General features: G+C 56.5%; 15 protein-coding genes. 8 read left to right on the top strand and 7 right to left on the bottom strand.

Translation table 11 applies throughout. From position 1 onward, the window contains the following. Positions 1–76 precede the first annotated feature (76 nt). Positions 77–727: an HTH-type transcriptional repressor FabR gene (gene fabR, locus H573_RS0104130; protein ID WP_027873156.1), complete on the top strand. Its 651-nt coding sequence runs from the start codon at positions 77–79 to the stop codon at positions 725–727. 63 nt (positions 728–790) lie between these two features. Here the strand turns inward: fabR and H573_RS0104135 are convergent, their stop codons facing one another. Beyond that, on the bottom strand, positions 791–2,155 hold the full coding sequence (locus H573_RS0104135) for a cytochrome P450 (RefSeq protein WP_027873157.1): 1,365 nt from the start codon (positions 2,153–2,155) through the stop codon (positions 791–793). 158 nt (positions 2,156–2,313) lie between these two features. Here H573_RS0104135 and H573_RS18825 point away from each other — a divergent pair, with 158 nt between their 5' ends. Next, positions 2,314–2,934 (top strand): TetR/AcrR family transcriptional regulator, encoded by a 621-nt coding sequence (locus tag H573_RS18825; protein WP_051171002.1) that lies wholly within the window; start codon positions 2,314–2,316, stop codon positions 2,932–2,934. Here the strand turns inward: H573_RS18825 and H573_RS0104145 are convergent. Then, entirely contained in the window at positions 2,931–3,809 is an 879-nt protein-coding gene (locus H573_RS0104145) for a TIGR03619 family F420-dependent LLM class oxidoreductase (RefSeq protein ID WP_027873158.1), read from the bottom strand. The two genes, H573_RS18825 and H573_RS0104145, sit on opposite strands and share 4 nt — an antisense overlap. A gap of 250 nt (positions 3,810–4,059) precedes the next feature. Between H573_RS0104145 and H573_RS18830 the strand changes: the two genes are divergently transcribed. Both H573_RS18830 and H573_RS0104155 read left to right on the top strand, forming a co-directional pair. Continuing rightward, the gene (locus H573_RS18830) at positions 4,060–4,779 is read left to right on the top strand and encodes a TetR/AcrR family transcriptional regulator (protein WP_051171003.1); all 720 of its coding nucleotides are present in this window, start codon (positions 4,060–4,062) and stop codon (positions 4,777–4,779) included. Next, complete coding sequence (locus H573_RS0104155) at positions 4,770–5,759, top strand: ribonuclease Z (protein ID WP_027873159.1); 990 nt, start codon at positions 4,770–4,772, stop codon at positions 5,757–5,759. Before H573_RS18830 ends, H573_RS0104155 begins: the two co-directional genes overlap by 10 nt. Here H573_RS0104155 and H573_RS0104160 read toward each other — a convergent pair. Then, complete coding sequence (locus tag H573_RS0104160; protein WP_027873160.1) at positions 5,756–6,535, bottom strand: SDR family NAD(P)-dependent oxidoreductase; 780 nt, start codon at positions 6,533–6,535, stop codon at positions 5,756–5,758. The two genes, H573_RS0104155 and H573_RS0104160, sit on opposite strands and share 4 nt — an antisense overlap. A 133-nt stretch (positions 6,536–6,668) precedes the next feature. On the opposite strand from H573_RS0104160, the gene H573_RS0104165 reads away from it, so the two are divergent. Then, complete coding sequence (locus H573_RS0104165) at positions 6,669–7,061, top strand: hypothetical protein (RefSeq protein ID WP_027873161.1); 393 nt, start codon at positions 6,669–6,671, stop codon at positions 7,059–7,061. Here H573_RS0104165 and H573_RS0104170 read toward each other — a convergent pair. Next, entirely contained in the window at positions 7,058–7,624 is a 567-nt protein-coding gene (locus H573_RS0104170) for a DUF924 family protein (RefSeq protein ID WP_051171047.1), read from the bottom strand. The genes H573_RS0104165 and H573_RS0104170 overlap by 4 nt on opposite strands. Positions 7,625–7,814: 190 nt before the next feature. Here H573_RS0104170 and H573_RS0104175 point away from each other — a divergent pair, with 190 nt between their 5' ends. The 3 genes from H573_RS0104175 to dxs all read left to right on the top strand — a co-directional run bounded on the left by H573_RS0104175 (position 7,815) and on the right by dxs (position 10,944). After that, positions 7,815–8,030: an exodeoxyribonuclease VII small subunit gene (locus tag H573_RS0104175; protein WP_027873163.1), complete on the top strand. Its 216-nt coding sequence runs from the start codon at positions 7,815–7,817 to the stop codon at positions 8,028–8,030. Next, positions 8,030–8,941 carry a polyprenyl synthetase family protein gene (locus H573_RS0104180; protein ID WP_027873164.1) on the top strand — a complete coding sequence of 304 codons (912 nt, stop codon included), beginning with the start codon at positions 8,030–8,032 and terminating at the stop codon, positions 8,939–8,941. Before H573_RS0104175 ends, H573_RS0104180 begins: the two co-directional genes overlap by 1 nt. Positions 8,942–9,054: 113 nt before the next feature. After that, positions 9,055–10,944: a 1-deoxy-D-xylulose-5-phosphate synthase gene (gene dxs, locus H573_RS0104185; protein ID WP_027873165.1), complete on the top strand. Its 1,890-nt coding sequence runs from the start codon at positions 9,055–9,057 to the stop codon at positions 10,942–10,944. Between the two features lies 1 nt (position 10,945). On the opposite strand, the gene H573_RS0104190 is transcribed toward dxs, so the two are convergent. The 3 genes from H573_RS0104190 to H573_RS0104200 form a co-directional block, all read right to left on the bottom strand. Beyond that, entirely contained in the window at positions 10,946–12,037 is a 1,092-nt protein-coding gene (locus H573_RS0104190) for an ELM1/GtrOC1 family putative glycosyltransferase (RefSeq protein WP_027873166.1), read from the bottom strand. Positions 12,038–12,164: 127 nt separating this feature from the next. Further along, positions 12,165–12,755, bottom strand: a complete 591-nt coding sequence (gene ribA, locus H573_RS0104195; RefSeq protein ID WP_422730521.1) for a GTP cyclohydrolase II — start codon at positions 12,753–12,755, stop codon at positions 12,165–12,167. A 343-nt stretch (positions 12,756–13,098) separates the two neighbouring features. Further along, complete coding sequence (locus tag H573_RS0104200; RefSeq protein ID WP_051171004.1) at positions 13,099–13,731, bottom strand: retropepsin-like aspartic protease family protein; 633 nt, start codon at positions 13,729–13,731, stop codon at positions 13,099–13,101. Between the last annotated feature and the right edge of the window lie 30 nt (positions 13,732–13,761).

Below are 13,761 nucleotides of genomic sequence, written 5' to 3' on the forward strand. Positions count from 1 at the left end.
GTATATACGAACGTCAAACAACGCACTAGAATGAGCGCTTCAGGCCAGCAGGGCCAAACGCGAACACGGCAGAGACATGGGAATCAGAACACGACGCAAGAACAAGCAGGAAGCCGAGACCAGCAGTCGCCGGACTCAGGTTACCGCGCAAGATTTAATGGACGCCGCCGTGCGGCTGCTGGGCACTCACCGCAGTGTTTCCACGCTGAGTCTTCGGGAAATTGCTCGAGAGGCCGGGATCGCCCCCAATAGTTTTTACCGCCACTTTCGCGATGTTGATGAGCTGACTGTTGCGCTTATCGATCAGGCGGGGCGCGCCCTGCGCGGCATTATCCGCGAAGCGCGACAGCGGCTTTCCATGGAGCGCAGTGCAATTCGCACGTCGGTCGAGGCGTTTATGGACCAGCTCGACGCCGATGAAAAATACTTGCAGGTGCTGCTGCGCGAGATGTCCACGGGCTCGGACGCCTTCCGCAAAGCCGTCGAACGGGAACTCACCTATTTTGAGGACGAGTTGCGCGACGAGCTGGAGCGTATGGAGAAACTCACTGGCCACGCTACCTTTGAACCTGCGCTCACCGCGAAGGCCATCACCCGCCTGGTTGTCGCCATGGGCGCCAGCGCCGCCAGTCAGTCAGTTGACCAGCGCGCCGAACTCATCGACCAAACGGTGGTTATGATTCGCATGATTATGGTCGGTTCACAAGCGATGGCAAAGAAAGCCTAGGACGCCCCGACAGCCCCCAAGCCAATACAAAAAAGGAGCCTTTCGGCTCCTTTTTCATTCTTGCTACTTGCCAATTGGCGTCAGCACAATCGGCAGATCATCAACCGGCTTCGGCAGAGGCACGGTTTGCATCTTGTCGCTGAAATTATCTGCCAGACGGAACTCATACCGGCGCAGGAACTGGTGCAGGAAGTTCTTCACCTGCATCAGCGCAAAATGCATGCCGATGCACTTGTGGCCACCACCGCCAAAGCCCACAAAGCTGAAGCTGTGACGCTTGTGCTCATTGCGCGGCTCCAGCCAACGGTCAATATCAAACTTCAACGGCGCATCCCAGTATTCACTCATGCGGTGGGTGTGCTGCGGTGCGATGAACAAAATCGTATTGGCAGGAATTTTGAAACCGCCCAGCTCACAGTCATTAATAGTACGACGCTGCATCATCATCACCGAGGGGTGTAAGCGCAATGCCTCTTTAGTCGCCGCTTCCGCCAGAGGCATTTTCTCTAAGTCTTCGTATTCCAAGAAGTCCTTATCTATAGACTGCGCCTCTTCGCGCAAGCGTTGCTGCAGTTCTGGCATTTGACCCAAGTGGAACAACAGGTGACTGAGTGCACTGGTAGTCGTGTCGTGGGCGGCAAAGAGCAAGAAGCTCATATGCGCGATGATATCCTCGTCAGAGAAATACTCGCCCTCTTCGGTTTTTTCCTTGGTGAAGAAGGTGAAGGTATCAATACCATTGCCCGCGCGACGCTCTGCAATCAACTTACCAAAGAATTCTTTAATGAAACGCTCAGACTTCTTACCTTTAGCGTATTTAGTGCCAGGAATTTCTTTGGTGACAATTCCCATCAACCCTTCGGCAATGTTCAAGAAGGCGGTATTCAGCTCATCCGCGCGCGAGTCGTTTTTATCCAAACCGACAAAAATTTCTGCAGCAACATCCAGCAAGGTTTGCTTAATGGCCGGGAAGAACAACATTTCCTTGTTCTTACCCCAGGACTCCACCGCCTCGCCAATCATCGGCCCCATTGTGCCGATATAGCCTTTCATCGCGTCGTTTTTGAAGGCTGTTTGCATCATACGACGCTGAAAACGGTGCTCTTCGTGGTCGCGCAGCAACAGCGCACCCTTATAGAAGCGCCCGAGTGAGCCCATGTAACCCATCTCGGCAGAGAAATTTTTATCGCGATCCAGGTAAACCTCTTTATAGAGGTCGGGGCCAACCAGCAGCACGCCTTTAAAGCCCGCCAGTCCGAAGCGAGAAACTGGCCCGAACTCCTTGTATTGTTTATCGATCGTGCCGTAGAGGTCTTTCACCAGTGGAAAGGTGTGACCAATAACCGGCCACCCAAACGAGCCGGGAATGTGATCCAACTTGTCGTTATTGGGAGCGAGTTTGTAATCCGTATTGACTGCTGTGGCCATGCTTCTGCCCTCCGAAGGGGGTCCGTGTAGTGAATTATTTTGGAAGTCATCATAGAAGCCAGCTCGATACATATCAAGCGTTCGATATGAAATATTCGTCATCTTCAGGTATAGTTCCGCCCAGAAACAATTGAGCACACTCAGAGGTACGCCCCACAGTGAGGAAAGTAGACCACGACAGCCGCCGCGAGGAAGTCGCCGAAGCGGCCGCGAGACTCATTGCCAGCAAGGGGCTCGAGGCGCTCACTACCCGCGCGCTAGCAAAATCACTGGGGTGCTCCATCGGCGTGCTTTCACACTACTTCAGCAGCAAAGAAGAAATTGTGATTGCGGCGTTTCGCTGGGCAGACCAGCGCATTGACCTGCGTATGCAAGAGGCCAGTACCCAGCAGGACAACCTGAGCCTGGATCAGTTTTTCCCCATCATCAAAGCGGGCCTCCCCCTCGACGAGGAGTCCGACCTCGAGTGGCGAGTGCGCTTAAATTTGCACACCTTCGCCCTGACCCACAAAGATAGCCTGCAGGCCGAGTTGGAAAAGAACACACAGAACCGCGAATTAATGCGCGGCATGATTACCTCGCTGCAAGCGCAGGGTGAATTGCGTGACGATGTCAGCGCAGAAGACATCACCAATATCGCCTTTGACCTGGTGATCGGCATGGCCAAGAACCTAGTGATGAGGCCCTTCAACGAACGGGAAGAGCGATCGGCCTATCTGTTTAGAATGATTGAACAGCTGCGCCCGGAGAAACGCCGCCCGGACGCAGCCAGCGCTTAAGCGCGGCTTTTCTCGATAACCTCGGCCGCGTACCACTGCAGCATTGCCACTTTCTCTTCGACCGTTTTGTCGTCAGGCTCAGAGGCATAGACATCGCGGAAGGCAACCAACACCTCGTCAACGCCAATATCTTCCAAGCGTTTAATGCCATCCGCGCTGTAGGCCTCAGCGGTCATGGCTTGAAATTCGAAGGGCAAGTGATCGCGCCCATACTCAACGCGGAATTCATTGATTTGATCGATCATCGCCTTGATCGAGTCTAAATCACCCCCGGCCGCAATCCAGCCATCACCCAGGCGAGCCGCGCGGCGCAGTGCAGGCTTAGAGTGACCACCGACAAGAATCGGGGGGCGCTCGCTCGGCACGGGGCACAGCTTAATTTCCGGCAGATCGAAGATTTCCCCCTGATAACCGAAGTACTCGCCGCTCATCAGGCCATTGATGATCTCAATCATCTCGTCCATGCGCTTACCGCGACGCTCCCAGGGGACATTGGTGACTTCGAAGTCTTCGGCCCATGGACTAATACCCACACCGTAACCAAAGCGGTTACCGCTAAGAATAGCCAAGGTCGACAACGACTTGGCGATCAGCGCTGGCTCGTGAACAGCCAATTTGTGCACTGAGGTTGTGAAGCGAATATTTTCGGTTTTCGCCGCCAGGTGAGCCGCTAGTAGAAAGGGTTCCATAAAGGGAACACCATCGAGGAACTCTCGGCTACCGTCGTTGTTATAGGGGTACTTAGAGCTCGCTTCTTTGGGGTAGCAAATACTGTCAGGCATGGTGATGGTGTCGAAACCCAGCTTCTCCGCTTCAATACTCAGCGGCACATACTGTTCAACCGGACACATACTGTGGTGGTAGGCAAACTTCATGGTGGCATCCTTCTTTGCTTATTGTTCCCCGCCGATGCGGTATCGATCTTCACTATAGTGTGGCGAGTTCGCCGCCTATAACCTCCGAACGGACGAGTTTACGTATCGGTATGGCGACTGGAGGCAGACAAGCTGAGGATAGTTGCTGGCGGTATAAGCTCGCAAACCGCTGCCGCCAGGCCATCGCCCACGAAACAAACGCGGTTTTTTGCTAAGCTAAGGCGCTATACCACCGCCGCATGCAAGGAATATGACACTGACCGCCGTTAAAGACACCCGAAGCCACCGCACACGTGACAGCCTTATTCGCGCGGCCGAAAGGCTCTTTGCCGAACAGGGTGTCGATGGCGTCTCTATCAATACCATTACCCGCGCTGCAGGCCAAGCCAACCGCAATGCGGTGCAATACCATTTTGGCAATAAAAATGGCCTGCTACAGGCGATTTTCGACAAGCACGGCCCCGCACTTGCCGAGCGCCGCGCCGAATTAGCAGACCAAATGCTGGCTGACGGTGTTGCCACACCTCAACTGGTCGCCACCGCCATTGTTCAACCGCTGATCGAGAAGCTGGACGACAGCGACGGCGGCGAAGCCTATATCCACATCAGCGCCGAACTGATTGCCACCAATACCCTGGGCTACGACCTGGCAGATAAGCATTCCCTGCAGCTGGCGCGGGAAACCAAAATCGCAAAGCTGGCAGCACAGGAACTAACCGAGCTTCCCCCTGAAATTGCCCAGCAGCGCATTTTATTGATGAACGTACTCGGCTTTCACGGCGTTTCCGACCATGCGCGGGTGCGTAAAAACACGGGCTTTAACCCATTGATCCGCGACACTGACTTCATGGCCAGCAACCTTATTGACAGTATGGCGGCGATCTTGGAAGCGCCACCGTCGCAGCACAGCCTGGACATTTTGGCCAAGCGGCGACAAACCATTCAGCACGGCGACCCGTCATGCGCCTAACCTTTCTCGGCACCAGTGCCGGCACCCCCACACGGCACCGCAATGTCACCGGCCTGGCGCTGGCCATCGACGACGCCCGCGATTGGTACTTGTTCGACTGCGGCGAGGGCACTCAGCACCAAATACAGCACACGCGATACAGCAGCGCCAAATTGCGTGCCATTTTCATCACCCACGTGCACGGCGACCACTGTTACGGACTCCCCGGCCTGATCGCCAGTGCCAACATGAGTGGCCGCAAAGCACCCTTAACGATTTGTGCGCCCGACGGTATCGAACAGTTTATTCGCGCCACCTTCCTGCACACCGACATACGGGAGCTGCGCTTCCCCCTGGAGTTTGTGCGTAGCGATGCGCCGGACTTCCATTTTGACGATGGCCATCTGCGGGTCAGCGCTCACGCGCTGTCTCACCGCGTACCCTGCTTTGCCTACCGCGCCGAGGAAGTCCCACCCCGCCACCTGATTGAAGAAACGTTAGACGCCAAGGGAATTCCCAGAGGCCCGCTGTGGAACCGACTGCAAAAAGGGGAAAACATCGTCTTGGATGACGGCCGAGCCGTCCTCGCCGACGACGTTAGCCAAGCGGCTTGGTCACCACGCAGCGTTATTGTCGGCGGTGACAACGACCAACCCGCCCTGCTACACGACGCCATGTGCAACAGCGATGCCATGATCCACGAGGCAACGTTTACCGAGGACGTTCTGGCCCGAGTAGGACCGCAATACATGCACAGCACGGCAGCCATGGTCGCCAAAGCCGCCGAGCGCAGCGAACTGCCGCACCTGCTGCTAACGCATTTCAGTCAGCGCTATCGCCTCAAGGGCGGGGAAAGCGTTGAACACAGCATCGACGACCTGCGCAAAGAAGCGCGCCAGCACTACAGCGGCACATTGATCATGGCCGAAGACCTGGAGTGCTATCAGTTAGAAAAAAACCGCGAGATAACGCCGCTTTCAACCGACCTAAAAAGGCCCTAGGGCATCGCCTCTAGTGCAGCGCGCTGGCGCTCCTGCTCTTCACGAACCCACTGCTTGTTGTGCTCACCGGGCACAAGCAAGGTCGGTGGCGGCGTTAGCGAGAAGGCAGCCAAACTTGCCGCGACGACATCTTCCGCGCTCGACCAATATTCCTCGGGAATCGAACGCTTATCAAAGCCCGCCAGCGCCTCACGCCCGTGAAAGTCGCTGTGAGTGTAGCCGGGGCACAGGCATTGCACGGCGATACCGTGGCGGTGATTTTCCTTGGCAAGAGACTGACTAAACGCCACCAAAAACGCTTTTGAAGCGCCGTATACCGCAGCGCCTTTCATCGGAATTAAGCCCGCCATGGAAGCGACATTAATCACCCGCCCGCGGCCCAGTTCCTGCATATAGGGCAGCGCGCCACGGCACAGCGACACACTCGCCTGACAATGCAGGGACAGCATCTCCAGCTCGGCATCGAGATCACTGTCCACCAGCGCATTGTCGGTGGTGAAACCGGCATTATTAATCAGAATGCTCACCGGGCCTTTTTGTCGGATGGCTTCCATTACTTCGGCCACGCCCAGAGGCTTGCATAGATCGACGGCAATACAGTGAATCTCGCAGTCCACACCCGCCAGGCTCTCGGCAACACGCGACAGTTTTTCTGCGTCGCGCGCCACAAGAATCATCGACGAGCACTGCGGAGCGAGCGCCTGCGCGAAGGCTCGGCCAATACCAGCAGAGGCGCCGGTAATTAATGCAATATCGGAATTATTCGCGCTGGCCATAGTCCATCTCTTAACATTGTTCAGGGCGTGAATTCTGCACTGAAGGCGCGCCGAGGGGAAGTCGAATCCCGAGAACGCGAGTTACCAAGTGTTCATGTCAGCGCGACGGCAACACACCCCAACAGGAGGCAATATGCGCAACTATCTCACCTGCTACGCCGCCGGTAGCCTGGGCGGCTTGGCCAACAGCCTGGCGCTTTGGCTTTGCGGGCTTTACGGACTAACCGCCGCCGCGGGGGTCAATATTTCGCCACCGCTAACGCCGGAATGGCTCTACCCCCGCCTGGTGTGGGGAGGCCTGTGGGGCCTGCTATTTGCCTTGCCTCTGTTCAGCGGGCCATGGCTGCGACGCGCCCTGCTGATCAGCCTCGCCCCCAGCGCCGTCCAGCTGTTCATTATTTTCCCGTATCACTCCCCTTACGGCCAGGCGGGACTCGCCCTCGGCACGCTGACGCCCGCCTTCGTGCTGGCGTTCAACGCCGTATGGGCAATTACCTGTGCGCTTAGCTTGCGCCTGACTCGTTAAAATGAAGAGCCGGGCTGCTGCAAAAATTCCAGCTCTTCGTCGCTGGACTCTCGTCCAAGTACGGCATTGCGGTGAGGGTAGCGGCCGAAGCGCTCGATAATATCAGCGTGCTGGCGAGCAAAACGAAGATTATTCTCCACTCCCAGCGCCTGGTAGAGGGCAAGAGACTGCCGCTGAATCAGTTTCGATTCACTGTGCATATACGGCATGTATAAGAACGCCCGCTGTTGCTCATCGAGATCGCGATCTGCACCGCCGGCTATGGCCTCTTGCGCCAATACCAACGCTAGCGGGTCACATTGAAACGACTGCGGGCGGTCGCGATAAATATTGCGGGAAAACTGGTCCAATACAATGACCTCGGCCAAACGACCCAGCGACTGTTCACGCCACTCATATAACTCGGCGGCCGCCGCCGCACGGTGACACTCACCAAATCGCCTATTGATCAGCGAATCCAATTCTGCCGACTTGGCGAACCACTGATCGGGCGTCAATTCATCAAACCAAAATTCAATTACCGCTTGCCACGTTGTCACCGAACGCCCTCCGTCAAATAACATGACGCCATCCTCTCCTGCCAGCCTGCCGATAGCCACTATAAAGTGCATAGGCACAGCGTTGCGCCTGTTGCGACCCATTTACTTACAGCGGGAGCAATTCAATTGGTGTTAACGAACCGCCAACAGCGGACAGTTAGCCATAAGGGCTGCTAAAATGCCGTCGAAAATTCCCTCAGTTGGAGAGTACCCGATGGCCAAGGCAAAGGCGGTTAATTTTGAATCTGCCCTCAAAGAACTCGAAACACTCGTGCAAACGATGGAATCTGGCGAGTTGAGCCTGGAAGAGTCACTAAAAGCCTTCGAGCTGGGAATGAGCCTGAGCAAAGACTGCCAGCAGGCACTCGCCGATGCCGAGCTAAAGGTCCAACAACTCACCGCCGACCTCGACGCTACGGACCCCGCCTAATGCCCTTCGACACCTACCTTCAGCAATGTCAGTTGCGGCTACAGCGCGCGCTGCCGGAGCACCTGGCTCAGGCATTTAGTGAGTTCAGCGATCACGATGCCAGCGAACAGCTAACTCGCCTGACCGAAGCCAGCCAATACAGCATCATGAATGGTGGCAAACGCGTGCGCGCCACACTGGTCTATGCCACCGCGCAAACCTTACAGACCGACATCGACGACGCCACATTGGACAGCATTGCCTGCGCCATTGAGATGATCCATGCCTACTCCTTGGTTCACGACGACTTGCCCGCCATGGACGACGACGACCTGCGCCGCGGCAAGCCCACTTGCCATATCGCCTACGACGAGGCCACGGCCATTCTTGTTGGCGACGGCTTGCAAAGTCGCGCCTTTGAACTGATCGCCGAGCTACCCCTCCCCGCCACACACTGCGTGGCGATGGTCAAGCTTCTGGCGGCCGCCAGTGGCCCGCGCGGCATGGTCGGCGGACAAGCTATCGACCTCGCGAACGTTAATCGCCGCCTCGATTTGCACACTTTGCAAACCATGCACCAGCTCAAGACCGGCGCACTCATCCGTGCGGCTATCGGCCTGGCCGCCCTGGCCTGCGGAGCCAGCGCGTCACAGCAACAACAACTGGACGATTACGGCAAAGCCGTCGGCCTGGCCTTCCAGGTGCAAGACGACATCCTCGATATAGAGAGCGACACGGCGACATTGGGCAAAACCCAGGGCGCCGATATCTCGCTAAACAAGCCGACCTTCCCCAGTCTGCTCGGCCTCGATGGCGCCAAGGACCTCGCTCGGCAACTCCACCGGCAAGCCGTGGCGGCACTGAGCGGCTTTGGCGATCACAGCGACGCACTGCACCAACTTTCCAACTATATTATTGAACGGCAACACTAAGCGGGCCATCAACATTGGCCGCTAACAACGTATAGTACCGCGCGAACACCGTGTCGCAGGCCGACAATTGGTTTACAATTGCCCCCTTTTTCGCCGCTTTGGGTCAGAAATTGATGTTCCAGAAAATTCCCTCGCAGCCACCGTCAACGCCCTTACTCGATGGCATCGCCGACCCGGACGACCTGCGCGGCTTGGAAGAACAGCAACTCCGTCAACTCGCCTACGAACTCCGCGAGTACCTGTTGTATTCCGTTGGTCAAACCGGCGGGCATTTTGGCGCTGGCCTGGGCGTTGTCGAGCTCACTATCGCCCTGCACTATATTTACAACACCCCCGAAGACCGCCTGGTCTGGGATGTCGGTCACCAGTGCTATCCGCATAAAATATTAACTGGCCGGCGCGAGCGCATGAATACCATGCGCAAAGCGGGTGGTTTAGCGGGCTTCCCCAAACGCGAGGAAAGCCCCTTTGACACCTTCGGCGTCGGGCATTCCAGCACCAGTATTAGCGCCGCCTTAGGCATGGCCATCGCTGCCCGACAACAGGGCATCGACCGGCGCACCGTTGCAGTCATTGGCGACGGCGCCATGACCGCAGGCATGGCCTTTGAGGCCATCACCCACGCCAGCCACACCGGCGCCAATATGCTGGTCGTATTGAACGACAACCAGATGTCGATTTCGAAAAATACAGGCGGCCTGAACACATATTTTTCTAAGATCTGGGCATCGAAAACCTATAACCAAATCCGCAGTGGCGGCAAATCCGTGTTGGAGAAATTTCCCGGCCCAGCAAAAGACATTGCTGCGCGCCTGGAAGAGTATATGAAGGGAATGGTCTCCCCTGCCACGCTATTTGAAGAGCTGGGTTTTAACTACATTGGCCCCATCGACGGTCACGACCTGGATGTACTCGTTCCCACTTTGCGCAACCTTCGCGAGCTCGACGGCCCGCAAATGCTGCATATCATGACTAAAAAGGGCAAGGGCTTTGCCCCGGCCGAGAAAGACCCGGTAGGCTTTCACGCTATTTCAAAAATTGAGGCTGACACCCCCGCCACAAGCAAGAAACCGGCGGCCCCGGTTAGCAAACCCAAATACCAGGATATTTTTGGTCAATGGCTGTGCGACCAAGCCGAGATTTGCGACAAATTAGTGGGCATCACGCCAGCAATGTGCGAAGGCTCAGGAATGGTTGCCTTCTCCGAACACTATGCAGAGCGCTTTTACGATGTTGCGATTGCCGAGCAACACGCCGTTACCCTCGCTGCTGGCATGGCCTGTGACGGTTTGAAACCGGTTGTCGCAATTTATTCGACGTTTCTCCAACGCGCCTACGACCAACTGATCCACGATGTTGCCCTGCAAAACCTCGACGTGACCTTCGGCATCGACCGAGCGGGTCTGGTCGGAGAGGATGGCCCCACCCACGCAGGTGCCTTTGACCTCAGTTTCTTGCGCTGCATTCCCAACCTGGTCGTGATGGCGCCCGCCGACGAAAACGAAACCCGGCAAATGCTTCATACCGCCTATCACTACCCAGGGCCAGCGGCTGTGCGCTACCCCCGCGGCACCGGCCCAGGAGTTATACCGGCCACAGAAATGGCGGCCTTGGAGATCGGTAAAGGTCGAAAAATACGCGAAGGTGGCGAGGTCGCGATTCTGAGTTTTGGCACACTTTTAACAGCTGCCCAGGAAGCGGGAGAAAAGCTCAACGCTAGCGTTGCAGATATGCGCTTCGTTAAACCACTGGATACCGAGTTAATTGACCAGCTCGCTGCGACGCACTCGCTGATCGTCACCGTTGAAGAGAATGTGATCGCTGGTGGCGCAGGCAGTGCGGTAACGGAATACCTGCATCAGCGCGGCGTGAACGTCACGGTATTGCAGCTCGGCCTGCCCGACACCTTCGTCGATCACGGCAACCACAAGACCCTGCTCAGCCAGCTCGGCCTGGACGCCGAGGGCATCGTCCAGAGCATTCAACAGCAACTGCAAGACTGAACTAACGCGCGGCGACTTTCGGCATAGCGGCCGCCGCCGGCAAGGGCTCGCTCTCAACTGGCTCGGCAATAGCCAGGCGCGCCTGCAAGCGCTGGTAAAGGCTGTCGAGGTGCTGCTCATAGGAGCGCAACGGCTTAAATGCGCTTGGCAGGTACGACTCAAGATCAGCAATCGCCCAGCGCTCAACCAAACCCTGGCTCTGCAAATACAACAATGATCGCAAGTGGCTTCCGCGAATCACCGAATTCGCTGGGCGCAAGCCGATTACCGGTTTTTGCATTGCCACCGACTCGCTCACCATGCTCAAACTATCTTCCGTGCAAAAAATACGCTCTGCAGCCCCTAAATAGGCATCGGCATTCGGGCTACTTGCGCCTTGATAAACAATGGATGACAAGCAGTTCTGCTCGTTCAGATAGCTGCCAAGGATCTCTCCCGCTTGCTGGCCGCTGCGGCGCGACGTGGTAAGCAGCCACTGAATGCCGTGACGCGTGGCGACTGCCGCCATCGCCTGACCCAGCTGATGCCAGTCACTCTCCTGGTAGCGCAAACCACTGCCATCGCCCCCCGCCAGCATCGCCCACAGCGGACGCTCCGCTTGCTCTGACAACAGGCTACCTGAACGGGTATTTTGCTCGGCATCAGTTTTGCAGAGTGCTACCCGGCTGGAAACATTGCACTGCTGCCAGGCGCTGCTAGCTGAAGCGGTGGGAAACGCGGTGACATTTGCCGAAACGGCATTGGCAGGCAGGCTATAGCAATTTCCGATCACGACATTGCGACAGCGCCAATGCTGGCTCAGCGCAACATTCAGCGCCAGCACATTGCCGCCGAAGGACACAACAATATCCGGTGCGATGTCCGGCAATTCATCACAGCGGTATGCGATAGACACCAGCCGCTGCGCCCAGGGTTGATTCATCGCGGCCAGTAGTCGCAATAGTCGGTTTAGCAACTTTAGCTTGGGTCGCGCCCGTATGGCGTAAATCTGGGGGGCACCTCGGTGGCCCCGAGCAAGCAGCCGCGCTACGCCCTGGGCCTGCGAAAAATGTCCGGGCTTACCATCGTGAAGGACTAAAATGTGTTGCGACATCCGCGCTGACTCTCTCTGTTGACGATGAGAGAGAGGCTATCGGCCGTCAATGACTGGGCGGCGACAATACACTTACGGTTTAGTGACAGCGCCGCAACAGGCGTAACCCAACGAGTGTGAACAGGCCCTAGAACAAGTGTCCCAGTTTGCCGGACTTTGTTGCCAGATACTTGGCATTATGGGGGTTTTGCCCAGTTTGCAAGGGCAGGCGTTCAACCACGTCGACGCCCTGATCCGTCAGCGCATTGACCTTGCGAGGGTTGTTGGTCATCAAACGCACTTTGTTGATACCGAGCTCTTCGCACATGACTTTTAACAAGCTGTAGTCACGCATGTCTGCACCAAAGCCCAGGCGTTCGTTTGCCTCGACCGTATCGGCGCCTTCATCCTGAAGTTTGTAGGCGCGGATCTTATTCATCAGGCCAATGCCGCGACCTTCTTGACGCAGATAGAAAATGGCGCCGCGACCTTCCTCGGCAATTTTCTCCATCGCCGCCTGAAGCTGGGAGCCACAGTCACAACGCATGCTGAACAGGGCGTCACCCGTCAGACACTCTGAATGGATTCGGGCGAGCACAGGCGCACCGTCGCCGATATCACCAAGGCTTAATACAACGTGTTCTTTGCCGAGTTCGGCGTCCTCGAAACCATGAATATCAAACACTCCCCAAGGGGTGGGAAGCTTGGAGGACTCAATAAAGCGGACCGCCACAGGCATCTCCAAGAAAAAATCCGGTCGCGCATTTTAGCAGCGACGCGCGCAGCAGGCGAGCCAGAATACGTAATTGGGCAGCCAGGGCCTGTTAACACTAATTGAGTTACGCCTGTTGCGGCTAAAAATTCGCCAATCCAGGAATGAGAAGAGAGGTTTGCTTATTCCAAATGAGCGACGAATGACGACGAGTGGTGGATTTTTAGCAACAACCCAGAGGGCTGGCGCCATTTTTGCCCCCAGCGTTGTTGTCGGTCGCTTGTTTGGGCCCACCAGACTTCGCTTCCTCCGCCTAGCTGGAGGCAAAAATGACCTCCAGCAGGTGCATCTCAATTAGTGTTAACAGGCCCTAGGGAGCACTTAAGGTCATAATACTGCCGCGTTCTTGAAGATCGACATGCTCTAGAAAGCTCATTCCCAGCAGTATTACATGGGGGTAGTCACCATCCACCACCACAGCGGGAATATGGTGGCGCTCAATGCCGCCTACCGCCAGTTTGTCCAGTTTCACCGCAAAGCCGCGGCTGACACCAGACGCGGTGGCAATGCTAACCACTGGCGCGTCGTCGTAGCGAATACCTAATTGGCGGGCATGGCGAGCGCTCATTGCTACCTTGGTGGCGCCGGTATCCACCACCGCCTCGGCGCTGCGACCATTGATCTGCAGACGAGTGCGATATTCACGATTGCTGTTGCGCTGCAACACCACTTCCTGGCGTTCGCTCTCGGCATACAGCGTGCCAATACGTTTATTGAGAGTGAGGCGGTGGGTTTTGCCTTGATAACGCACCTGAGCAAATCGTGAATTCGCCAACAGCACTTTGGCCCCACCCGGGTGGCTACTGCCGGTGCGCACCAACTGCTGCTGGCCATTAACCTCCAGCAGCACCGCGTTTTTAAATAGTCCGCGCACAATCAATTCGCTGGCGCTGGCTGTCGTAGCCGCCACCATCAATACTGCAACTATCGCCAGCTGTTTCATACGCGCGATCTCAAAAATGGCTCTGTCTGA

The sequence above is a fragment of the Neomelitea salexigens DSM 19753 genome (assembly GCF_000422345.1).
In the GTDB taxonomy this organism is placed as follows: domain Bacteria; phylum Pseudomonadota; class Gammaproteobacteria; order Pseudomonadales; family Spongiibacteraceae; genus Spongiibacter; species Spongiibacter marinus_A.